Here is a 21,427-nt window from a genome sequence, read left to right on the forward strand (position 1 = left end):
CTAATTGACGGATTATTGCTTCCCAGTTAGTATGGGACAGCGTTAATAAACGAGATGAAAAAGTTCCTAGACTGTGCTAGTGAAACAATCCTAACTCGGTTCTTGCTGTGTTAATGATCTATAGGCTACATCCCATTCAAAAATGAAAGATAATTATAAATGGTATACTCAAGTTGCAACCAATACCCCTTTAAGTTACCGTTTACAAAGAGGGCAGAACGCTGTCATCTCTCTTTACGGTGAAGAAAACGGTAAAAAGTGGCTTCTAAAAACTCCAAGAGTAGGAGAAAATCCTAACATTATTGCTAATGAAATTGAGATTATTCGGCAATTACAAGATTCAAGTATAGTCCCTGAACTGCATCCAGAGTATTTAGATGATAGTTGGGGAGAATCAGAAGAATACGCCATGTTGATGATTAACAATGCCGCTTCTCTTGGGGATTATGCTGAAGCCGCTTTGGCTGGAGAAATTCCCCTAGAAACCTTGGGAGAAATATTAAAGGTCAGTTTGGAATCTATCGACCAGCTACATAGATATAACATCATTCATAATGACCTACATGGAAATAACCTTGTTATTTCTATTAATACCCAAGGCGAATGGCAGGTTTACATCATTGACTTCGGATGGAGTTATACCCAGAATGATCTACCGAACTGGATAGCCTATGAAAGAGCTTGGATTGCCCAAGAACCAGAAGATGATATGAACTATCTAGCCAACGACCTAGAAGGTCGCAGTCAAGACGAAGCATACATCTCGTTAATCGGTAAATTCTTAAGACCTTAAATTATTCAGATGTCCTTCATGAAACTCTGCCGAAAGAAGGGGTTGCAGACTTAAAATATTCCTGCGGACTTCAATTTTCCATGATCAATTCCCCCATCTGACCACGGCTGACACGTTGGAGATAAAACTGGACTAAACCATCCTCTGGATTAATCTCTGCAATGTCTTGTAACAAAGATTCTGCTTCCGTCAAATGGCCTTGATAGAACAAAACAACGGCTTGTTCAAACTGGGTTTTGGTTTGTTTCTTCAAGTTACGCTGGGGGGGATCATCCCCATTAAACACCTCAAACACAGCGACCGGGGCATTTTTCCCTTTCACCCGCACCCGATCAACAAAACGATAATCATATTGACCAATATCCGTCAATTGACTAAAGACTGTCCCACTGATCAAAATACTGGCGTGATAGAGTTTGGTGAGTCCCTCCAAACGAGAGGCTAAATTAACGGCATCGGCGATTACCGTGCTTTCCATCCGTTGCTTTTCCCCAATTGTCCCTAACATCAATGTCCCGGTATGGACACCGACACCGATAGTAATGGGGGGGTATCCGCGATCGCACTGTTCTTGATTAAATACCTTCACTCGTCCCTGTAAGGCGATCGCACCCTGCACCGCATCATTCACCGACTGGGTAAACAGTGCCATAATTGCATCCCCAATATACTTATCAATAAACCCATTGTTATCCCGAATTGCTGGACTCACTAGACTCAAATAACGGTTAATAAAGTTAAAATTCTCCTCGGGAGACATCCCCTCAGAAAGGGTCGTAAAGGAACGAATATCCGTAAACAAAATACTCATTTCTTTTTGAATATGATCCCCTAATTTTACATCTATAATGCTTTCATACCCCAAAAAATGTAAGAAGTCATGGGGAACAAAACGACCATAAGCTGCCGTAATTTTGGCTAACTTAATATGGGTTTTAATCCGGGCGAGTAACTCATTTTTAGAAAAGGGTTTAGTCAAATAATCATTAGCACCTGCCCCAAATCCTTCCACCAAATCCGTTACTTGATTTTTGGCTGTTAACATCACGATCGGTAACTCACTAGCAGAAAACTTTTCTCGTATCTTTTGACTGACTTCATATCCCGTCATACGCGGCATCATCACATCCAATAACATTAAATCCGGCACAAAGCCATTTTCAATAATTCTTAAAGCCTCTAAACCATCCGTTGCTTGAGTAATCGAGTAACTTTGCAAGGAAAGATTATTTTTTAAAACCTGTAAATTAACTGGCTCATCATCAACAATTAAAATTTTTAGTTCTTCCTCCATTTCTTCTCTTTCATTGGTCGTGATAGATTGAATTTCAGAAACTAATAAGGACAGTTCAGAGGCCGTAACTTCTGATGATTCATTTTCCGTCAACTTAGATAAAATATTTCCCTGAGTTTTGGAAAAATTTTCACCACTGGAAGACAGTTTTTGATCCAGCGCAATAGGTAAAGTAAAGGTGAACTTTGATCCCACATTGACTTGAGAAGTAACCGTAATTTTACCCCCATGTAATTCGACTAACTGTTGCGTCACTGCTAACCCCAAACCCGTCCCCCCATAAGCCCGCGCTGTTGAACCATCCCCCTGTTCAAAGGCCTCAAAAATGCGCTCAACTTTATCCGTAGGAATACCAATCCCAGTATCAGAAATCGTAATCGCTAAACAAGAATCTGGCTGAATTAAATCAGCTAAATAGTCTTGATACTCAATGGCAATTGCTTCATCCGTCGTTAATACTTTTGCCGAAATACAGACCTCCCCTTTTTTAGTAAACTTAATAGCATTGCCGATTAAGTTATATAAAATCTGCTGTAATCGGTTCTCATCAGCCGCCGCTAAAGGCAAGTCATCTGTAATCTTATTTTGTAACTCAAGGGGCTTGCCTTGCACCAAAGGACGGGATAAATTCAAGACCATTTGAGCAATTGATTTAAGATTCACCGACCTAACTTGTAACTCAAGGCGATGATGGCGTAACTTAGAAAAATCTAACAAATCATTAACTAAATTAGACAACCGTTGACCACTGGCTGAAATCATCGCTAAATTGGTTTTAGTTTCCTCGGGTAACTCTCCCGTTGCCCCATCAATAAGGGATTCTGCCAAGCCAATAATTCCATTTAAAGGGGTGCGTAACTCATGGGATGTATTGGCTAAAAATTCATCTTTTAAACGATTTAATTGTTGTAATTCTGTGTTCTTTTCTTCCAGGACATGAAACGATTCTTGCAGTTGATGCGCCATCCGATTAAAAGCGGCGGCCAATACCCCTAATTCATCAGTACGATCTAACTCTACCGTTGGGCTAAAATCTCCCTCCGAAAGACTCGAAGCCGCTTGTTTTAAGTCTAAAATCGGTTGAGTAATCCAACGAGTGGTAATAATGCCCAAAATGACCGCAACGATTAACGCCCCCAAAGAGAGTAAAATTGTGGTGCGTCGATTGGCATTAATTTCCGCCATAAAATCGGATTCTGGTACTACTACCACAATAATCCAATTAATTCCCCGAGGATCAGAAAAGGGGACGACTTGGATATATTGGGTTTCTTGGTTTAAGGTAAAATCCAGATTTTGACTAGCTTTGATATAGCGAAGATTGCCAAAGTATTGGCTTAAAAATTCACTGGTTTTCTGGGTAACTAAATCTTGGCTTGCTTTGGCATCAAGACGTTGTGGATTTTGTTGTTCATCAATCAAAAAAGGCAATTCCTCTGTAGAAGTGGCTACTAACTCTCCCGAGGTTTCTAGGATAAAGGTTTTTCCCGATGGGGTAAGGGTTAAACTTCGTAAAAAATCACTAATATCCGCGAGGACTAAATCTGCCCCTAAAACCCCTTTTAATTCCCCTTCTGGGTTGAAATAAGGACGATTGGCACTAATGGTTAGTTTTGGCTCGGAATAATAGGCATAAATTTCACTCCAGCGCGATTGTCCGGTACTACGAGGAACTGTATACCAAGGTCGCTTTCTGGGGTCATAACTAGGGGTAATTTTAACTAATTCTTGTCGGTTTCCTTGTTCATCTGCTAGGTAAGTGTAGCCATCCCTGTTGGTGTTTTCGTCGGTCACTTCTACGCGAAAAACGCCGTCCTCCCAGCGTTCAATGCCGATATATTCCCCTTGTTCATTGCCGAAATAAATATAACTAATCTGGTCAAACTTCTGCATTTGTCGCCAAAAATGCAGTTGAAGCCCTGTTAAGTCGTTAACTTCTAATAAACCCAGATCCAAAATATCTTGATTCAGGTGATTAATGGTGTGGGGAAGTTCTAAATAATGGGTTAAGGTTTGGGCAATTTGACCACTAATTTGATTACGCAGTTGATCGGCTAAACTGGTGACAGCACTTTGTCCGTTGCGATAGGACAACCAGCCAATTAAGCCCACCGTACCAAAAATTTGGACGGTGAAGGGGACAATCAAGATCACTCGTAGGGGAATGCGACCTAGGAGGTGAGTCAGCCAACGAACGGATAACTTAACTGACATATATTTTGGGAGTCAAAGTAGAGGAGGATATTAAGGGACTGCTAATCCAGATTAACCGCTAACCACGAAAAAGGACACCTGTCAAGCAGATGCCCTTTTGCTTATTTGGTTTTTCAGGGTGGAGTTTATTTGAAACCCACGGCAGCCTGCCACACAAAGGCGAGTAACAGGAAAAACAAGGGAATCAGGGGGAGAACATCCACGAGGGGGTCGAAAATCCGGTAAGCTTCGGGTAGTTCAGCCAACAGCATTGCTATGTTCATTGATTAATTGACCTTTCCAATACAGCGTTTTCAGAATTGACAAGAATTTTAACATAACTCGTGATCCGTCTTGGCAATCCCAAAAGAGAGATAGGGTTGTGCGGGAAGGATACGTGATAATAATTGTCTATTCGCGACGGCCTATCTCCTATTCCCCATGTCTAAACGAAAACCTGATATTGCCTACATTCCCACCCCCTATGATGCGCTGGAAGTTATGCTAGAACTGGCTCAACTGAGGGGGGAAGATGTGGTTTATGATTTGGGCTGTGGGGATGGGCGCTTTTTGATTACGGCTGCCCAGCGCTATGGTTGTTCTGGGGTGGGAATTGATCTAGATGGCGATCGCATTGCCCAAGCCCAAACCCGCGCAAACCAAGCCGGAGTAGGGAATCGCGTCACTTTTATTCAACAGGATTTATTCGAGACAGATTTTCGCCAGGCCACTGTTGTAATTCTCTATTTACTCCCCCACCTCAACCTAAAACTCCGCCCCCAACTGTTCCAACAATTACAAAAAGGCGATCGCATCCTCTCCCATCAATTCGACATGGACGACTGGCCCCCCGATCAAGTGATCCATCTCCCCCACTCCGAAGAAGAATCTACTGTTTATCTCTGGGTTATCACTTAACCCCCACACCCTCCGCCCAATTCGGTACAATTGTTTTAAGCTAGTGAGAGAACAATAGCGCTTTCGTCTATGGATACCACCCGCGAAATCAGTTCACCCCCAGAAACCCTTGAATTCAAAGAATCTGAGGCTTGGAGTCCTCCCCCTCCCCCCACTGATTTAATTTTTGACGACGGAGAACCCTTGGAAAGTAATCGCCATCGCATCGCCATGAACGTCCTGATTGAAGCCGTTCACCAAGCTTATCGAGGACGAGAGGATTATTTTGTCGGTGGGAATATGTTCGTTTACTACAGTAGCGAACAAGCCCGCAACCGAGACTTTAAAGGCCCTGATTTTTTTGTCACCTTAAATGTAGACAGTACCCGAGAACGTCAAGGCTGGGTCGTTTGGGAAGAAGCGGGACGTTATCCTGATGTGATTGTTGAGTTAATGTCTCCCTCCACAGCACGCCAAGACAGAGGGGAGAAAAAACAACTCTACGAACAAACCTTTAGAACGTCTGATTATTTCATTTATGACCCTTTCACCCCCCAATCCTTGCAAGGTTGGCATTTAGGAGAAGATGGCAGCTATCACGACATTTTACCCAACCCACAAGGCCATCTGTGGTGTGCCAGATTAGGGTTATGGTTAGGACTCTGGCAGGGAAAGATTTTAAAGGAAACAGCCCCCTGGTTACGCTTTTATGATGCACAGGGTCATTTAATCCTGTTAGGGGAGGAATTAGCGCAACAAGAGCGAGAACGTGCCGAACAGGAACGGGAACGGGCCGAACAGGAACGGGAACGTGCCGAACAGGAGCGAGAACGGGCCGAACAAGAGCGAGAACGGGCCGAACAGGCCGAACGGGCATTACAGCAACTGCAAGCCCGTTTACAAGCCCTTGGGATTGACCCAGAGCAACTCTCCCCAGATTAGGGCTTTTTGCCCTACCACTCACCCTTAAAGAGTATGATTGCAACCCCCTATAAATGGACTCTAGACCACTATCATCAAGCCGTTACCGCCGGAATCTTCAACAACCAGCCCCTTGAACTGTTAAAAGGTGAACTGATCGTTATGTCGCCAGAACGTGAACCCCATGCCTACGTTAACAGCGAGATAGGGGATTTCCTGCGTCGTTGTTTAGGAGATCAGGCCAAAATCAGAGAAGCACATCCCATCACCCTCCCTAACGATTCTGAACCTATTCCCGATCTGGCTATTGTACGCCCCTTGGGGAGAACCTACTCCTCCCGCCATCCCTACCCCTCGGATATTTTCTGGCTGATTGAAATTACCTATAGCAGCCTGAATCAAGACCTGACCACAAAAGCCGCTATTTACGCCGAGGCAGGCATTGGAGAATATTGGGTAGTGGATCTCAACAGTCTGCAACTCATTGTGATGCAGCAGCCTGTAAACGGACAATACAGCCAGCCAGCAACTTATACTAAGGGAACAATCTCCCCTCTGACCTTCCCACATCTCGAAATTCCTGTTTCACAACTGCTCATCCTGTAATGGGGGTTAGGAGAGCAGGGGAGGATGTCAGTATAAGACGGGGGCAGAGATTCTAAAATAGTCCTGAATGCTTGTTCACCTTTGTTCTAAATCCATGACCTTAAAAAACATTGGGGTAAAGTTGCCAGAGGACTGGCTGGCGGAAGTGGATGATTTTGCCCAACGCCACGGACTCACCCGGAATGATGTGATGAAAATGGCGATCGCGCAGTTTTTGGGCAAAACTAAAAAATCATCCACCGACGAGAAACTGGAAAAACTAGCGAGGGCCCTCACTAAACTCAATGGTAAAATCACCTCCCTTAACGACAAAGTGAACGATTTAGAGCAACAAACCGTTGTTCATGTCCTCCCCCCGGAACCCATCTCCCCCCCCAAACAAATCCCCCCAGCCTCCAATCGTCGCCTTCCCTCCATCCCCCTAGATGCCCGGGCGCAACAAATCGGTTTAAGTCCCCAAGAGTTATTAGAACTCTGTCCTTGGTTGTCACCTTGGGAGGATCGTTAATGGGGCGCAAAAGATTTACCCGATGGGGACAAGCGTTAAAAGGCGATTTAGGCTGGGTTCTCTGTGGGGGCTTATTAATGGGCTTCACCCCCGCCCCCCTCGAAGCCTTTCCCTTCGCTTGGATTGCCCTTGCTCCCCTGTGGTGGGCGGTGGTGCGAGGAACCCCCCGACAAGCCCTCCTTTATGGTCTGGTTTGGGGCTGTGGTTATCACGGTTTAGCCCTATTTTGGATCACCGGAATCCACCCCATGACTTGGATGGGAGTCCCTTGGTTGGCCAGTTTGCTCATTGCCCTGTTTTGTTGGCTGTTTATCACCGCTTGGGGGGCTGCCCTTGTGGGGAGTTGGGCTTTCGGGATGGCGTGGTTAGACCGGGTGCATCCCTCCCCCAAAATGAGCCGATTTGCCGCAATTTTGCCCCGTTTAGCCTCGTTTAGCCGTATTTTGACCGGAATTGCCCTCTGGTGTGGTTTAGAGGCGCTCTGGCGTTCCGGGGATTTGTGGTGGTCGTCCTTAGCCTATACCCAAAGCCCCCATAATCTATTGATCCTGCATCTGGGGCAACTGTCGGGATCGGGCATGGTGACGGCGGCCATTGTTTTAGTGAATGGAATCCTCGGCGAGGGTTTACTCTCTCGTCGTTGGCAAGCCTTGGGCTGGGCGCTCAGTGCTTGTCTGTTGCTGCATGGGGTAGGATTGACGCTTTACAGTCGCCCTCTGAATAACCAAAATCCGCTCACCCTTGGCATTATTCAGGGCAATGTTCCCAACGAGATTAAACTCTATCCGGCGGGCTGGCAAAAGGCCATTGAAGGCTACACCCAAGGCTATTTAGATTTAACTCGTCAGGGGGTGGACGCGGTGTTAACCCCAGAAACGGCCTTACCCTTTATTTGGAATGAGTCCTTTCGCCAGACTCGTTCCTTTTATCAAGCGGTCTTAAACCAAGGGGTGTTAGTGTGGATGGGGGGATTTGGTCAAAACGGCGATCGCCTCACCAACAGCCTATTCACCCTCAGCGGCACAGGAGAAATCTTACACCGCTACGACAAAGTGAAATTAGTCCCCCTGGGTGAATATATCCCCTTTGAGTCCCTCTTAAGTCCCTTTATCAACCGTCTTTCCCCCCTCGACGCTCATTTAGCCTTTGGGGAACCCGATCAAATTGTCCAGACTCCTTTCGGTCAAGCCATTGTCGGTATTTGCTACGAATCCGCCTTTGCTGACCATTTCCGCCGCCAAACGCGACAAGGGGGAGAATTCATCCTCACCGCCTCCAACAACGCCCATTACAGCGAAGTCATGCCCGCCCAGCACCACGCCCAGGACGTAATGCGCGCCATTGAGAATGATCGTTGGGCAGCCCGTGCCACCAATACGGGATATTCCGCTTGGGTTGATCCCCACGGCCGCACCCTCTGGATTTCCGGCATTAACCGCTATGAAACCTACATCGGCACCTTATACCGTCGGCAAACTCAAACCCTTTATGTCCGTTGGGGGGATTGGTTAACTCCAGTGTTATTAGTTTTGATGGTTGCGTTTCAAGGGGGAAGATGGGGAATAGGGAATAGGTAGGGCTTGCTGAATAAGTCCGAGAGTTGGGGAATCGGGAGTCGGGAGTCGGGAGTCGGGAGTCGGGAATAGGCAATTGTGCCAGTTTTAGATGATCTGTTCCCTGTTAAGAGTTCCCTGTTCCCTTGTTGAGCCTAGCATAGGCGTGTTATTCAGCAGACCCTAGGTAATAGGGAATAATTCTCCCCTGCTCCCCTGCTCCCCGTTCCCCAACAAGCCCGAGGGAATAGTGACACAGATCGCCTAAAACCCTAATCTAGATCGCAGAAATCCCCAAACCTGCATCACTCCTGACGTTGATCAAGTTTACAAACCTTGACAGAAGCATATCACTGGAGAAACCGGGAAAAAAAGAGATAGTAGGAACATAGCAAACCAAGACCTCCTAAAAACAATGTTTCCCCAACTTCAACTTATCCCCGGTGCCATCTCTGAAATCCTCGCCGCTAGTGCAGAAACCAAAACTTTAACATTAGGCGATCGCTACGGCCTCCTCGCCGCCGTCACTAACGAAGAACTCGACGAAGAAGAAAGACGCGCCGTAGACCGCCTCCTGAGAGCCTACCAACGCGGACGAATTCACCTCGCCGCCTAACCCCCCCTCTTCCTTGCTCGACACATTTTAGGAGGACAAGCAAGGTTAACTTAGTTCTGAAGTTATGAAAACATATTGCTAGTAAAACAAGGGATAAAACGCCCTTGTTTTTTCTTTAGCCCTTAAATTTTCTAATTATATAAAATCCCTGTGATTCTTATCACAGCTTAATTCTATTTCAGGTCACAACAAAACTGTGTGTTAATTCACGCCTCAATAGAGATAGAGATCAATGTAAAACCCGATTATTTTTAGCATCATATTTATAGAACAAGACGATAACTCCCGACAGAGTTTCAACATCATTAAGACCTCTTTACCTCAGTTGACCCACTGAGGTTTTTTATTGGCTTGGTTGACAGTCCCCGCGAAGTAAACTCCCCCAAGGGATGGGGAATTCTCGACAATCTTGTTAAAATTTAGGGCAATTTCCACACCAACCCTGAGCCACCATGCCAGAATATCCCATCCCCTCCTTCTTCAACCCCCAAACAGTGGGCGAAGTGTGGCGCGTCCCTTACCAACAACGCGCCCTTGAAGCCCAACAGTGGGCGAAAGCCCATCAAATCACCCCCGCTCACACCGATCAAACCCGCATTTGTTTACTAATCATTGATGCACAAAATACCTTCTGTTTACCCGATTTTGAACTATTTGTCGGAGGGGCTTCCGGTCGAGGGGCGATTGAAGATAATACCCGCCTCTCTGCCTTTATTTATCGCAATTTAGGCATCATTACCAACATTACCCCCACCTTAGACACCCATAGCGCCATGCAGATTTTTCACCCTGTATTCTGGGTGAATCAGCAGGGGGAACACCCCACACCCGCCGCCACTCAGATCACCCCCTCAGACCTAGAACAAGGGATCTGGCAAGTCAACCCCGCCATTGCCCCCAGTCTGGGGTACAATCTCCTAGACTTAGAACGCTATGCCCGCCACTACGTCCAACAACTCACCGCCGATGGCAAATATCCCCTCACCATTTGGCCCTATCACTCCATGTTAGGGGGCATTGGTCACGCCCTCGTTGCCGCCATTGAAGAGGCCTGTTTTTTCCACAATATCGCCCGCCAGAGTCAGACCCATTTTGAACTGAAAGGGGGAAATCCCCTCACGGAAAATTACTCAGTCTTACGGCCGGAAGTCCTAACGGGAGCCGACGGTCAACCTATCGCCGAGAAAAACAAGGCGTTAATGCAAAGACTACTTGAATTCGATGCCGTGATTATTGCCGGACAAGCTAAGAGTCACTGTGTCGCTTGGACGATTGATGACCTATTGACGGAAATTCAAGCCCAAGACCCGAAACTTGCTCAAAAGGTCTATTTATTGGAAGACTGTACCTCTCCCGTCGTGGTGCCGGGGGTGGTAGACTTCACCGAGGCCGCGAATCAAGCCTTTAATCGGTTTGCAGGGGCTGGGATGCACCTAGTCCAATCCACTACCCCCTTGGAGACTTGGCCGGGAATTCTCTATTTGTTTTAGAAATACCTGTAGCCATTTTCTGACCTCACGGTTGAAACCGGGTTTCTGTCGAGGAAACCCGGTTATTGACATCCAAAACCGTGGAACATTCAGGACTTAATGACCAATCCCGACATAGCGGAAACCAGCCGCTTCTGCGGCCTCGCGGTCTAAATAATTCCGACCGTCGATGATGATTTTAGTGTTGACTAAACTGGCTAATTTCCCATAGTCGAGATGGGCGAATTGTTTCCAATCTGTCACCAAGACTAGCGCATCACAACCATCAGCCAAGCGTTCGGGGTCAGTTTCTACAATTACATGGGATAACCCGCTACTCATGCCAGATTGAGACACAATGGGGTCGTAGGCCTTCACTTTCGCCCCCAAACGGTTCAACTGTTCAATTAAGTCTAAAGCGGGTGCGTCGCGCATATCGTCGGTGTCGGGTTTAAAGGTTAACCCCAAGAGTCCTACGACTTTTCCTTTGAGGATTTTTAACTCATGTTGCAGTTTCTCAATGATAATCAGCCGTTGCCGTTGGTTCACACTCACGGCCGCTTTGAGTAATTCGGCATCATAACCGTAGTCGTCGGCCGTATGAATGAGGGCGGAAACGTCTTTGGGGAAACAAGATCCCCCCCAACCTAACCCCGCTTGGAGGAATTTTGTCCCAATGCGGGAGTCTAAACCAATGCCTTGGGCAACTTGGGTTACATCGGCACCGACGCGATCGCAAATATTGGCAATCTCATTGACAAAACTAATCTTAGTCGCCAGGAAGGAATTCGCCGCGTACTTAATCATCTCGGCTGAATTCAAATCCGTTAACACCACCGGAACCGGGGGTAAACTCTTATCCTCAGCAAAGCTGCGGTCTACCAAAGGCTGATAGAGTTCCTGCATCATTTCTAGGGCTTTTTGGCTATTACTGCCCAAAACAATGCGGTCGGGGTTAAATGTATCATAAACCGCCGAACCTTCCCGCAGGAATTCCGGGTTACTCACCACATCAAACTGGGCTGTAATTTCCGTGGTTTCATCCCCACCTCCCCCAGCGCCAACAAGGGTTTTCTGGCGTTCAGCCACCCCATCTAAAACAATCATCCGCACCCAGTCCCCCGACCCAATGGGAACCGTGGACTTGTTGACAATCACCTTATAACCGTCGTTGAGATGGGTTCCAATGCCCCGCGCTACCGCTTCCACATAGCGGGTGTCACTTTCCCCATTCGGTAAAGCGGGAGTTCCCACAGCGATAAAGAGAATATCGCTATTTTGTACCCCACGCTCTAAATCTACAGTAAATTCCAAACGACCCGCCGCCATACAGGACTGCATTAACTCCGAAAGTCCGGGTTCATAGATGGGGGTTTGCCCCGCTTTCATGAGTTTGACTTTATCTTCATTGTTATCTATACAAATCACATTATGGCCAATTTGAGAGAGACAGACTCCCGTCACTAAACCGACATAGCCCGTACCGATGACACAAACGCGCATAAGATTAATCCTCAAAAAAAGTGGGTAGATTTGTAAGGTTGAGTCCCCTAGAAGTGGGGCGAAAGCTCGTTTTTGGGTTAAAGGTCTTGGTTTAGGCGATCGCGGAAATAATCAATCGTCTGTTTTAAGCCCTCTTGTAGATGCACCGTCGGCTCCCAGCCCAATAAATTTTTAGCACGAGTAATATCCGGCTGACGTTGTTTAGGATCATCTTGGGGCAACGGTTCATAAATCAATTCCGCCTCCGGATTAATCATGCCCTGAATCGCTTGGGCTAACTCCAAAATGGTATACTCCCCCGGATTACCGATATTCACCGGATCCGTATAATCACTATTCATCAGTCGGATAAACCCTTCAATCAAATCCGACACATAACAAAAACTGCGAGTTTGGGAACCATCCCCATACACCGTCAGAGGTTTACCCTGTAGCGCCTGCACAATAAAATTACTCACCACCCGCCCATCATTGGGCAACATTCGCGGGCCATAGGTGTTGAAAATCCGCACCACCCGCACATCTACCCCATTTTGCCGATGATAGTCATAGGTCAGGGTTTCCGCTACCCGTTTCCCCTCATCATAACAAGCCCGGATTCCGTTACAGTTCACATTCCCCCGATAGTCCTCCGTTTGGGGGTGGACTGTGGGATCTCCGTACACTTCCGAAGTTGAAGCCAAGAAAAAGCGCGCTTTCACCCGTTTAGCCAGTCCCAACATATTCAAAGTCCCCATGACATTGGTTTTAATCGTCTTGACGGGGTTGTATTGATAATGGACTGGAGAGGCCGGACAAGCTAAGTGGTAAATCTGATCTACCTCTAACCGAATCGGTTCTGTAATATCATGGCGCACCAACTCAAAATAGGGATTGTCTAGCCAGTGCAAGATATTCCGTTTCCGCCCGGTGTAAAAATTGTCCAAGCAAATGACTTCATGACCTGCTGCCATCAGACGGTCAATGAGGTGGGATCCTAAAAAGCCAGCACCACCTGTAACAAGGATTCTCATAAGGTTGATTTTTGGGACTTTGAGTTTAATCTTAAGGCAATTTTGCCCCGGTCTACTATTTAGATTCTCTACAACGATGTAAAGTTTTTGTTAAGAATGGATGAGAAATCTAAGAAGCAGTCCTCAAGGGTCAAGACTCCAAGATAATTGATGAAGAGCTAAGGCAAGGGGAAAAGCCTTAGCCCTTGATTGATGATTGATTCTTCGCCCTACAATAACGCCCCCCCACAACTGGAACCAGATCCGGCTGTACAACCATAACAATAGGCGGCGGTTTGAATCGTTTTAATTAGGTCTAGGTTGTTCAATTCGAGAAGCTTTTGAACCGTTAATTTTTGACCGTTGCTATCCCGTGCAGGTAAATTTTCCATCTGATTAAAGTCACAGTCATAAATATTGCCCAAATAATCGATCGACAATTCATTCCGACACATCAAATTGCTAACAGTGTCTGGGTTATAATTATCCTCTAAGAATTGCACATAATCGGGGGCTAATTTACGCCGTTCTAAATATTGCTTTGTGCGACCAATCGGCAAGTTGGTAATAGTCAAAAGCTGATTAAAGTCAATAGCAAAATGTTCCTTTAAATAGGCTTTGTAATCCCGTTCTAACTTTTTTTGTTCTGGGGGTAATGTAAAGTGATTTGATTTGGGTAGGGGAGGATTATAGACTAAATCAAGGATCAGATTGGGATGAGTGCCATAGCCTTGTTCATTCAAGCGTTTTAGTGCCTCAATCGACTTTTGATAAACCCCTGCTCCCCTTTGCCCGTCTACATTGGCTTCTAAATAACAAGGCAGAGAAGCCACCACTCGCACCTGATTCTCCGCAAAATATTCTGGCAGGTCTGTAAATTCCGGTTCAAAGAAAATTGTTAAATTCGACCGTACAATAATTTCTTTCTCATATCGTCTTGCTTGTTCCACTAGAGGGCGAAAACCATAGTTCATTTCCGGTGCGCCCCCGGTTAAATCAACGGTTTGAATTTGGGGGAAGCGGGCAATGAGTTCTAGGAGTTGTTGACAAATTTCTGGGCTAAGTTCTTCTGTGCGTTGAGGCCCTGCTTCCACATGGCAATGAGTACAGGCTAAATTGCAGCGTTTGCCGAGGTTAATTTGTAAAACGGTGATGGTAGATTTTGTCAGGGGCGAGCAGAGTTTTTGCTGAAAGGGGGTAAGGGTTTTGAGAGATTGAATCATGGAGGTTTCGGTCTGTAATTTCTGGATTAGAAACGGTGATAACTTATTTTAACAAACCCAAAATATCTGAATTTTTTCTGAGTGAAAAGTAAACTGTTCCTGAACTCACTCTAGCGTAGTGCTAGACGGCGGAGGGCGAGATAACTACTGATTAAGCCAATTCCGCCCCCTAAGCTTAACAAAATGAGGGGGAGGATGGACATTTGTAGGGAGGTCAGGGTGAGTTGTTCGGTGAGAAACCGTAAAAATTCTTGGTCTGTAAAGAGAAATTGAGCGATTAATGTTCTTAAGGTTGTGATAAGGATGAGAGATAGAGTCCCCCCGGCTAATCCGAATAAAATACCTTGACAAATAAAGGGGATTATGATCCAAACTTTGGTCGCTCCAACCAGTTGCATAATTTCTAGTTCATTGCGTCGAGCAACGGCGATGAGGTGGAGGGTGGTGGTGACAACGGCGATCGCCGTAATTGATAAAATACTAATCAAAGACAGGCTGACCCAGCTTAGACCCGCTTGTAATTGTTCAAACTGTTCTCGCGCTTCATTGACATAGACACAATAATCCACTTGAGGTAATGTCGTTAAGCGTTCGACGAGATTCGGCACGGCTTGGGGGGAAAAGGCCATCACTTTTAATTCATCCACTAAGGGATTTCCTTCTAATTGTTGGGTGGCCTGTTCTGGGTCTGAGACGCGCAATTCGTAGAGTAGAGACTGCCAAGCTTCCTCCTTCGACACCACACGCACCTGTTGCACCGTGGGAAGAGCTTGGACTTGTTCTAGCACATCTTGACCGGATACATCGGGCTGAAGATAGACCGAAATCTCTAACTGACTGCCAAAATGGGCTAGGAGGGCATCCAGTTGCCAACTGGTTTGGAGGGAAAGACCAAACAGGAATAACGAGACGGTGACGGTACTAATGGCCGCCCAATTCATCCATCCCCCTCGTTTTAGACCCGAGAGGGTTTCTCGGCAAAGATAACGGAGTTTCGTGAGAAGTTGCAACATGAATGGTGGAACGCGATGGGCTAATCGTACAAGACAAGGGCGAGAAATGACCAAAATTTTAGGCCAATTGCTCCCACTGAACCGACCTCTCTCGCGAAGTAGCTGTTAAGATCGGAGAAGTTCTTAAAATACTGTCCCTGTCTGATAATTCTATGACTTCTGCTGTTCTGGTTGAAAAGAAAAAGTTAAAAAAACCCCCTTTAGAGATTCACTATCTTGGCGATCGCGTTTTACGTCAACCCGCCAAACGCATTAATCGGGTCGATGAAACAATACGACAAACGGCGCGGGAAATGCTGCAAACCATGTATAGTTCCGATGGCATTGGTTTAGCGGCCCCCCAAGTGGCGATTCACAAACAGTTAATTGTCATTGACTGTGAACCTGACAATGCCGCCACCCCTCCCCTCGTTCTCATTAATCCCCAAATTGTCGGCGCTAGTCCAGAACTCTGTACGGCGGAAGAAGGGTGTTTGAGTATTCCGGGGGTGTATTTAGAAGTGGTGCGGCCTCAAGTGATTGAAGTGAGTTATAAAGATCAACAAGGTCGCCCCCAACGGATGAAGGCCAAGGGATTGCTCTCTCGGGCGATTCAACACGAAATGGATCACCTAACAGGGGTTTTGTTCGTGGATCGAGTCCAAAATGGGTTAGTCTTAGCAGAAGCATTGAACAAGCACCATTTTTCAATGCAAGCTGTTCGTCCCATTTAGTGAGGGGAAGAGAAATTAACATGGGCATGACACCGAAAAGCGGCGTTTTTTTGATGGGGTCTTGTATTTGTGCGATCGCCGCCGTAGGTTCTATCTTTGAACTAGCCTACGGACACCCCACCTATGGCGTGGCCGCCACCACCGCCATTTTAATCGCCAGCATTCCCCTAACCGCACTCTTTTTCTGGGTCGCGGTACAAGACACCAAAGCCAATCAAAATCAATAATCAGCCTTGTTGTTCACTCTCCAATCAAAAGTGAGTCGTTAGATTGCGCTGGCACTGCACCCAACCGACAGATAACAATAGAAAGGGGTAAGGTTGAACCTTACCCCTTTTTCTACTCAACTAAATCTAGAACCTATTCAACCGAGTCTAACTTTTTCTCCCGGTCTAACTTCAGGACTAACACACCCAAAGGAGGCAGACATAAATCCAGAGAATAAGGACGGTTATGGAAAGACCAATCCTCCGACCATTTACCGCCTAAATTCCCCATATTACTGCCGCCAAATTCTCCCGAGTCACTGTTGAATAACTCCGCGTAGAAACCGGGTTCCGGGACTCCAACGCGATAGTGGCTGTGGGGTTGGGGCGTGAAGTTACAAACAGTGATTAACCAGTCACTGTCATCCTTACTGCGACGCATAAAGGACACCACACTATGGCGGTTATCGCTACAGTCAATCCACTCAAACCCAGACTCTTCATAGTCTTTTTCGTATAAAGCAGGCTGGCTCTTATACAAGGCATTTAAGGACGAGAAGAAGTGTTTCAACTGTTGGTGAGCGTCATATTGCAGTAAATGCCATTCTAAATCCGCCCAGACGTTCCATTCATTCCACTGACCAATTTCCATGCTCATGAACATGGTTTTCTTGCCGGGGTGACAGAACATATAGGTAAAGAGGGCGCGGACATTGGCATATTTTTGCCACTCGTCACCGGGCATTTTACCCAACATACTGCTCTTACAGTGAACCACTTCATCATGAGACAACGCCAACATATAGTTTTCGCTGTGGTTGTACCACATACTAAAGGTGACGTTGTTTTGATGGAACTGCCGGAACCAGGGGTCCATGTGGAAATAGTCCAGCATATCGTGCATCCAGCCCATGTTCCATTTCAGGTTAAAGCCTAACCCGCCTACATAGGTCGGCCAGGATACCATCGGCCAGTCGGTAGACTCTTCAGCAATGGAAAGGATACCCGGATAGTAGCTAAACAGAACACTGTTCACCTGACAGATAAAATCACGGGCGGCGAGGTGTTCCCGGCCGCCGTATTCGTTGGGAAGCCATTCTTCCCGGAAATAGTCGAGGTAGAGCATGGAGGCCACCGCGTCCACGCGCATTCCGTCGATGTGGTATTTATCAAACCAGAACAGGGCGTTGGCTACGAGGAAGTTCCGAACTTCGTTCCGGGCATAGTTAAAGACGAGGGTTCCCCATTCTTTGTGTTCTCCAATGCGCGGGTCGGCGTATTCGTAAAGATGGCTGCCATCAAAGAAGGCGAGGCCGTGACCATCTTTGGGGAAGTGACCGGGTACCCAGTCAATTAAAACACCAATGCCGTTCTGGTGACATTGGTCTACAAAATACATGAAGTCTTCGGGGGAACCGAAACGGGAGGTTGGGGCGTAGTACCCTGTGACTTGATAGCCCCAAGAGCCATCAAAGGGGTGTTCGGCGACAGGCAAGAGTTCAATGTGGGTGTAGCCGAGTTCTTTAACGTAGGGAATCAGTTCTTCTGCCAGTTCGTAGTAGGTCAGGAAACGCGCACCGGGTCGCAGTTCTGCGACTTGTACGGGGTCGCCTTCTCCCCGTAGATAACGGGCGGGTTCTTCATAGGCACGATGAAGCCAAGAGCCAAGATGCACCTCGTAGACGGAGATGGGTTCTTTGAGGGTTTCGGTCATGCGCCGTTTTTCCATCCAGGCTTCATCGTTCCATTGGTAGGAGTCGAGGTCAGCGACGATGGAGGCGGTTTGGGGACGGACTTCATGCTGGAAACCGTAGGGATCGGCTTTTTCGTAGATATGTCCTTCCCAGTTTTTGACTTCGTATTTATAGATGGTGCCGGGTTTGACTTCCGGGATAAAGAGTTCCCAGGTGCCGTTTTCCCGTTTGCGCATTTGGTGCTGACGACCATCCCAATCGTTAAATTGTCCAATGACGGAAACGTTGCGGGCATTGGGAGCCCAAACGGCGAAGTAAACCCCTTGAACGCCGTTCATTTCCATGGGGTGGGCGCCCATTTTCTCATAGATCCGATGGTGGTTGCCTTCGGAGAAGAGATGGAGGTCAAAATCAGTCAGGACGGGGGAACGGAAGGCGTAGGGGTCATACATGACGCGATCATGCCCTTCTCCTCGAATGCGCAGTTGATAGTTGGCGAGTTCATCGACCTCAATTTTGCACTCGAAGAAGTTGGGATGATGCACGGATTGCATGGGGTATTCTTTCCGGTTGGTGGGACAGATTACCCAAGCTTTTTCCGCTTGAGGCAGGTAAGCGCGAACAATCCAACTTTTGACTTTACCATTTTCCTCTAAAGGGTGGGGGCCTAGCACTTCAAAGGGGTCATGGTGCTGATTCCAAACGATTTTGTTAACTTGTTCAGGGGCTATCATCGTTGACTTCACTCTATAAGCTGTGCCTATTCCAACCAACTAACGACTGGCATATTTTGTTAGTCTCATTGGTAATGCCATATATTTTGACATACTCCCTCCTTTACACAACGTAACGGGCGGAAATAACTGGGATTTATTGTTTTTGGGCGCGTAGTTCCTCTACTGTGCAACGGCCTAGGACATCGGAAGACCAGGCTGTACCAACGGTTAGCGCTGGCTAGTTCGCCTACTGTTTAGCGTCTTGGGTGGGCAGGGGTTCTAGGTGCAGGTCATAACGATAGAGGGCGACGGGACGGCCTAGGGCTTCAAAGTAGTTGGGATCTTGGGGGGAGAGGTAGATGGCGGTGATTTGGGTGGCGAGGATGTCTCCGGTGGGTTGGAGGCTGTAGGCGGTGGTGGTTTCTACGTCGTTGATATAGACTTGGGAGTTGGTGCGGAAGACTTGATTGGTGAGTTCTGTGGTGACGAATTCTTGGGAGGAGGGGTGTTCGGTTGTGCGTCCGGTGACGGTGGAAATGAGTTCTCGTTCTCCTCGCAGTTGGGTAATTTGGCGGTTGGGGTTGTCGGGATCAATGTGAACGGCGAGGACGGCGCGATCGCCTAAATAAGCCTTGGCAATCTCCCAACCATTAAAGGCACGGTCGGCAATAATATTAGGAGAGGCTTGGGTGGAGAGGGGAAGGGGAGGACGGGTGAGATTGAGGGCGACGGGAATTTTGGGGGTTTGGGGAATAAAACGCACGCGGAAATAAATCGGTTCGTTGAGATATTTGCGATTGCCTTCAAATCCGGGGGTGACGATTTCGGGGGAGAGGGGGGCGACTAAATCAGTGAGGGGACTATTAACTTGCCAGAGTCCGGCCATCCAGTCGGGATAAATTAAGTCTCCTTGGGCGGTTTGGACGGGGGGTTTTCCTAACCAATTGGGATATTGGTTGATGCGATCGCGCAGCGTTCCGTGAGAACCGCGCCATTCTCCCGCTACGGCACGATCTCCCCAGCACAACCACAATAAAATCAACAAACCAACACAAAGGCAAATTTTCACCACGCCGGATCTGAGTAAAGATTGATCTTCAGGTGTTTTTGACCCGCCGGAATCGATGTGATACAAGCACAAATGGGAGTCCCATCTTCTAACTCCACCTCGCAGGCATGACACGACCCCATTAAACACCCTGTCGGTATAGTAATTCCCGCCCGCTTGGCTACTTGCAGCATCGGTTCTCCAACTGCTGCTTCTACTGTAACACCGTTGGGCAAAAACTCGACTTGTACACTCATATTGCTCAATTGAAAATTAGGGAACGGGGAACGGAGAGGGGGGGAGGGGGAGAGGGGGAGAGGGGGGGAGGGGGGGAGGGGGAGAGGCAATCTCCTGACTCCTGACTAGATTGCTTCGTACCTCGCAATGACATTACTTCCGATTCCCGACTCCCGACTCCCGACTCCCGACTCCCGATTCCCGACTCCCGACTCCCGATGCTTTGACTTCTAACTTGTTAAGGTTGGACTTTGGCTAGGGCGGCCTCTACCACATCCACCCCAGCGCCGGGGAGGTGGGCATTTTCGCTTAAATGACGTTTCCAAGCTTTGGTTCCCGGTTGTCCGGCAAAGAGTTGTAACATGGGACGGATTAGGCTATTTAATTTAACCCCTTGTCTGACCCAAGTTGCCAAATAGGGTAACATCCTTTGCACGATTTCCGAACGGGAGGGGAAAGGGTCTAGTTGTCCATAAAACATCTGATCTACTTTAGCAAATAAATAGGGGGTGTCGTAGGCGGCGCGTCCAATCATTACACCATCTACGGCTTGCAGTTGGCTTTGAACTTCGGCTAGGGTTTTGATGCCTCCGTTAATTTCAATAAACAGGTGGGGGAATTCTTGTTTTAAACGGTGAACGGTTTCGTATTGTAGGGGGGGGACTTCCCGGTTTTCTTTGGGGCTTAAACCTTGTAACCAAGCTTTGCGAGCATGGACGCTAAACTGTTGACATCCAGCCTCGGAGACGATTTGCACAAAGCGGCGGAGGTCTTGGTAGCGATCGCACTCATCCACCCCAATCCGATGTTTCACAGACACCGGAATCTGTACGGCTTCAATCATGGCCGCTACAGCGCGGGCGACTTTTTCCGGTTGCAACATCAAACAGGCCCCAAAATTGCCATCTTGCACCCGACTACTGGGACATCCCACATTGAGATTCACGCCATCATAGCCCCAATCTTGGGCAATTTGGGCGCAGGTGGCGAGGTCTTGGGGATGATCCCCCCCTAACTGCAACACGAGGGGATGTTCTTCCGGCGAGAAATCTAACAGTTTCCCCTTGTCCCCGTGCAGAATCGCCTGGGTGGTGATCATTTCCGTATAGAGCAAGGTATGGCGCGTAATTTGGCGCATAAAATAACGGAAATGGCGGTCAGTGCGTTCCATCATGGGAGCAACACTGACCGGGTGTTCTAGGCGCGTTTGGGGGACTGGGGAAAGCAACATG

The 21,427-nt window shown here is 47.5% G+C and carries 20 protein-coding genes; 10 read left to right on the forward strand and 10 right to left on the reverse strand.

The annotated features are described in order from the left end of the window. Positions 1-142 precede the first annotated feature (142 nt). A complete protein-coding gene (locus tag SPI9445_RS0111125; RefSeq protein ID WP_017304825.1) occupies positions 143-793 on the forward strand; it encodes a protein kinase domain-containing protein in 651 nt (216 codons plus the stop codon). A 70-nt stretch (positions 794-863) separates the two neighbouring features. Here the strand turns inward: SPI9445_RS0111125 and SPI9445_RS0111130 are convergent, their stop codons facing one another. Both SPI9445_RS0111130 and SPI9445_RS0111135 read right to left on the reverse strand, forming a co-directional pair. Further along, positions 864-4,301: a response regulator gene (locus SPI9445_RS0111130; RefSeq protein ID WP_017304826.1), complete on the reverse strand. Its 3,438-nt coding sequence runs from the start codon at positions 4,299-4,301 to the stop codon at positions 864-866. A gap of 125 nt (positions 4,302-4,426) precedes the next feature. Then, positions 4,427-4,564: a photosystem II reaction center protein K gene (locus SPI9445_RS0111135; RefSeq protein ID WP_026079707.1), complete on the reverse strand. Its 138-nt coding sequence runs from the start codon at positions 4,562-4,564 to the stop codon at positions 4,427-4,429. Positions 4,565-4,721: 157 nt separating this feature from the next. Here SPI9445_RS0111135 and SPI9445_RS0111140 point away from each other — a divergent pair, with 157 nt between their 5' ends. From SPI9445_RS0111140 to SPI9445_RS0111175, 7 genes are all read left to right on the forward strand, one after another. Further along, a complete protein-coding gene (locus tag SPI9445_RS0111140; RefSeq protein WP_017304828.1) occupies positions 4,722-5,198 on the forward strand; it encodes an SAM-dependent methyltransferase in 477 nt (158 codons plus the stop codon). 69 nt (positions 5,199-5,267) lie between these two features. Next, positions 5,268-6,119, forward strand: coding sequence for a Uma2 family endonuclease (locus tag SPI9445_RS0111145; RefSeq protein ID WP_017304829.1), 852 nt, complete (start codon positions 5,268-5,270; stop codon positions 6,117-6,119). A 33-nt stretch (positions 6,120-6,152) separates the two neighbouring features. After that, positions 6,153-6,704: a Uma2 family endonuclease gene (locus tag SPI9445_RS0111150; RefSeq protein ID WP_017304830.1), complete on the forward strand. Its 552-nt coding sequence runs from the start codon at positions 6,153-6,155 to the stop codon at positions 6,702-6,704. A 94-nt stretch (positions 6,705-6,798) separates the two neighbouring features. Beyond that, entirely contained in the window at positions 6,799-7,212 is a 414-nt protein-coding gene (locus SPI9445_RS0111155) for a ribbon-helix-helix domain-containing protein (protein ID WP_017304831.1), read from the forward strand. After that, positions 7,212-8,789, forward strand: coding sequence for an apolipoprotein N-acyltransferase (gene lnt / locus SPI9445_RS0111160; RefSeq protein ID WP_017304832.1), 1,578 nt, complete (start codon positions 7,212-7,214; stop codon positions 8,787-8,789). Before SPI9445_RS0111155 ends, lnt begins: the two co-directional genes overlap by 1 nt. 391 nt (positions 8,790-9,180) lie before the next feature. Continuing rightward, positions 9,181-9,381: a hypothetical protein gene (locus SPI9445_RS0111165; RefSeq protein ID WP_017304833.1), complete on the forward strand. Its 201-nt coding sequence runs from the start codon at positions 9,181-9,183 to the stop codon at positions 9,379-9,381. A gap of 452 nt (positions 9,382-9,833) precedes the next feature. Next, positions 9,834-10,871, forward strand: a complete 1,038-nt coding sequence (locus SPI9445_RS0111175; RefSeq protein ID WP_017304835.1) for a cysteine hydrolase family protein — start codon at positions 9,834-9,836, stop codon at positions 10,869-10,871. A 96-nt stretch (positions 10,872-10,967) separates the two neighbouring features. Here SPI9445_RS0111175 and SPI9445_RS0111180 read toward each other — a convergent pair whose 3' ends face one another. The 4 genes from SPI9445_RS0111180 to SPI9445_RS0111195 all read right to left on the reverse strand — a co-directional run bounded on the left by SPI9445_RS0111180 (position 10,968) and on the right by SPI9445_RS0111195 (position 15,581). Continuing rightward, on the reverse strand, positions 10,968-12,353 hold the full coding sequence (locus tag SPI9445_RS0111180) for a UDP-glucose dehydrogenase family protein (protein WP_017304836.1): 1,386 nt from the start codon (positions 12,351-12,353) through the stop codon (positions 10,968-10,970). Positions 12,354-12,430: 77 nt separating this feature from the next. Next, a complete protein-coding gene (locus SPI9445_RS0111185) occupies positions 12,431-13,366 on the reverse strand; it encodes a UDP-glucuronic acid decarboxylase family protein (protein ID WP_017304837.1) in 936 nt (311 codons plus the stop codon). Between the two features lie 209 nt (positions 13,367-13,575). Continuing rightward, positions 13,576-14,568 carry an arsenosugar biosynthesis radical SAM (seleno)protein ArsS gene (arsS, locus tag SPI9445_RS0111190; protein ID WP_017304838.1) on the reverse strand — a complete coding sequence of 331 codons (993 nt, stop codon included), beginning with the start codon at positions 14,566-14,568 and terminating at the stop codon, positions 13,576-13,578. 110 nt (positions 14,569-14,678) lie between these two features. Continuing rightward, positions 14,679-15,581 (reverse strand): cell division protein FtsX, encoded by a 903-nt coding sequence (locus SPI9445_RS0111195; RefSeq protein WP_026079708.1) that lies wholly within the window; start codon positions 15,579-15,581, stop codon positions 14,679-14,681. A 152-nt stretch (positions 15,582-15,733) separates the two neighbouring features. On the opposite strand from SPI9445_RS0111195, the gene def reads away from it, so the two are divergent. Next, complete coding sequence (gene def / locus SPI9445_RS0111200) at positions 15,734-16,294, forward strand: peptide deformylase (RefSeq protein ID WP_017304840.1); 561 nt, start codon at positions 15,734-15,736, stop codon at positions 16,292-16,294. Between the two features lie 26 nt (positions 16,295-16,320). After that, positions 16,321-16,521, forward strand: coding sequence for a hypothetical protein (locus SPI9445_RS0111205; RefSeq protein WP_026079709.1), 201 nt, complete (start codon positions 16,321-16,323; stop codon positions 16,519-16,521). Positions 16,522-16,654: 133 nt separating this feature from the next. Here the strand turns inward: SPI9445_RS0111205 and glgB are convergent, their stop codons facing one another. The 4 genes from glgB to dusA all read right to left on the reverse strand — a co-directional run bounded on the left by glgB (position 16,655) and on the right by dusA (position 21,426). After that, complete coding sequence (glgB, locus tag SPI9445_RS0111210; protein ID WP_017304842.1) at positions 16,655-18,928, reverse strand: 1,4-alpha-glucan branching enzyme; 2,274 nt, start codon at positions 18,926-18,928, stop codon at positions 16,655-16,657. 229 nt (positions 18,929-19,157) lie between these two features. Continuing rightward, the gene (locus SPI9445_RS0111215) at positions 19,158-19,982 is read right to left on the reverse strand and encodes a DUF6816 family protein (protein WP_017304843.1); all 825 of its coding nucleotides are present in this window, start codon (positions 19,980-19,982) and stop codon (positions 19,158-19,160) included. Further along, on the reverse strand, positions 19,976-20,215 hold the full coding sequence (locus SPI9445_RS0111220; protein ID WP_026079710.1) for a 2Fe-2S iron-sulfur cluster-binding protein: 240 nt from the start codon (positions 20,213-20,215) through the stop codon (positions 19,976-19,978). The genes SPI9445_RS0111215 and SPI9445_RS0111220 overlap by 7 nt, the downstream gene beginning before the upstream one ends. 218 nt (positions 20,216-20,433) lie before the next feature. Continuing rightward, positions 20,434-21,426, reverse strand: a complete 993-nt coding sequence (gene dusA, locus SPI9445_RS0111225; RefSeq protein WP_017304845.1) for a tRNA dihydrouridine(20/20a) synthase DusA — start codon at positions 21,424-21,426, stop codon at positions 20,434-20,436. Between the last annotated feature and the right edge of the window lies 1 nt (position 21,427).

This window comes from Spirulina subsalsa PCC 9445 (assembly GCF_000314005.1).
In the GTDB taxonomy this organism is placed as follows: Bacteria; Cyanobacteriota; Cyanobacteriia; order Cyanobacteriales; family Spirulinaceae; genus Spirulina_A; species Spirulina_A subsalsa.

Bases quoted from the DNA above. Each gene is read 5' to 3' on its own strand.
- SPI9445_RS0111125 (WP_017304825.1), top strand. From the start codon at position 143: ATGAAAGATAATTATAAATGGTATACTCAAGTTGCAACCAATACCCCT.
- SPI9445_RS0111155 (WP_017304831.1), top strand. From the start codon at position 6,799: ATGACCTTAAAAAACATTGGGGTAAAGTTGCCAGAGGACTGGCTGGCG.
- lnt (WP_017304832.1), top strand. From the start codon at position 7,212: ATGGGGCGCAAAAGATTTACCCGATGGGGACAAGCGTTAAAAGGCGAT.
- arsS (WP_017304838.1), bottom strand. From the start codon at position 14,568: ATGATTCAATCTCTCAAAACCCTTACCCCCTTTCAGCAAAAACTCTGC.
- SPI9445_RS0111180 (WP_017304836.1), bottom strand. From the start codon at position 12,353: ATGCGCGTTTGTGTCATCGGTACGGGCTATGTCGGTTTAGTGACGGGA.
- SPI9445_RS0111175 (WP_017304835.1), top strand. From the start codon at position 9,834: ATGCCAGAATATCCCATCCCCTCCTTCTTCAACCCCCAAACAGTGGGC.
- SPI9445_RS0111150 (WP_017304830.1), top strand. From the start codon at position 6,153: ATGATTGCAACCCCCTATAAATGGACTCTAGACCACTATCATCAAGCC.
- def (WP_017304840.1), top strand. From the start codon at position 15,734: ATGACTTCTGCTGTTCTGGTTGAAAAGAAAAAGTTAAAAAAACCCCCT.
- SPI9445_RS0111185 (WP_017304837.1), bottom strand. From the start codon at position 13,366: ATGAGAATCCTTGTTACAGGTGGTGCTGGCTTTTTAGGATCCCACCTC.
- glgB (WP_017304842.1), bottom strand. From the start codon at position 18,928: ATGATAGCCCCTGAACAAGTTAACAAAATCGTTTGGAATCAGCACCAT.
- SPI9445_RS0111140 (WP_017304828.1), top strand. From the start codon at position 4,722: ATGTCTAAACGAAAACCTGATATTGCCTACATTCCCACCCCCTATGAT.
- SPI9445_RS0111145 (WP_017304829.1), top strand. From the start codon at position 5,268: ATGGATACCACCCGCGAAATCAGTTCACCCCCAGAAACCCTTGAATTC.
- SPI9445_RS0111165 (WP_017304833.1), top strand. From the start codon at position 9,181: ATGTTTCCCCAACTTCAACTTATCCCCGGTGCCATCTCTGAAATCCTC.
- SPI9445_RS0111130 (WP_017304826.1), bottom strand. From the start codon at position 4,301: ATGTCAGTTAAGTTATCCGTTCGTTGGCTGACTCACCTCCTAGGTCGC.
- SPI9445_RS0111135 (WP_026079707.1), bottom strand. From the start codon at position 4,564: ATGAACATAGCAATGCTGTTGGCTGAACTACCCGAAGCTTACCGGATT.
- SPI9445_RS0111195 (WP_026079708.1), bottom strand. From the start codon at position 15,581: ATGTTGCAACTTCTCACGAAACTCCGTTATCTTTGCCGAGAAACCCTC.
- SPI9445_RS0111205 (WP_026079709.1), top strand. From the start codon at position 16,321: ATGACACCGAAAAGCGGCGTTTTTTTGATGGGGTCTTGTATTTGTGCG.
- dusA (WP_017304845.1), bottom strand. From the start codon at position 21,426: ATGTTGCTTTCCCCAGTCCCCCAAACGCGCCTAGAACACCCGGTCAGT.
- SPI9445_RS0111220 (WP_026079710.1), bottom strand. From the start codon at position 20,215: ATGAGTGTACAAGTCGAGTTTTTGCCCAACGGTGTTACAGTAGAAGCA.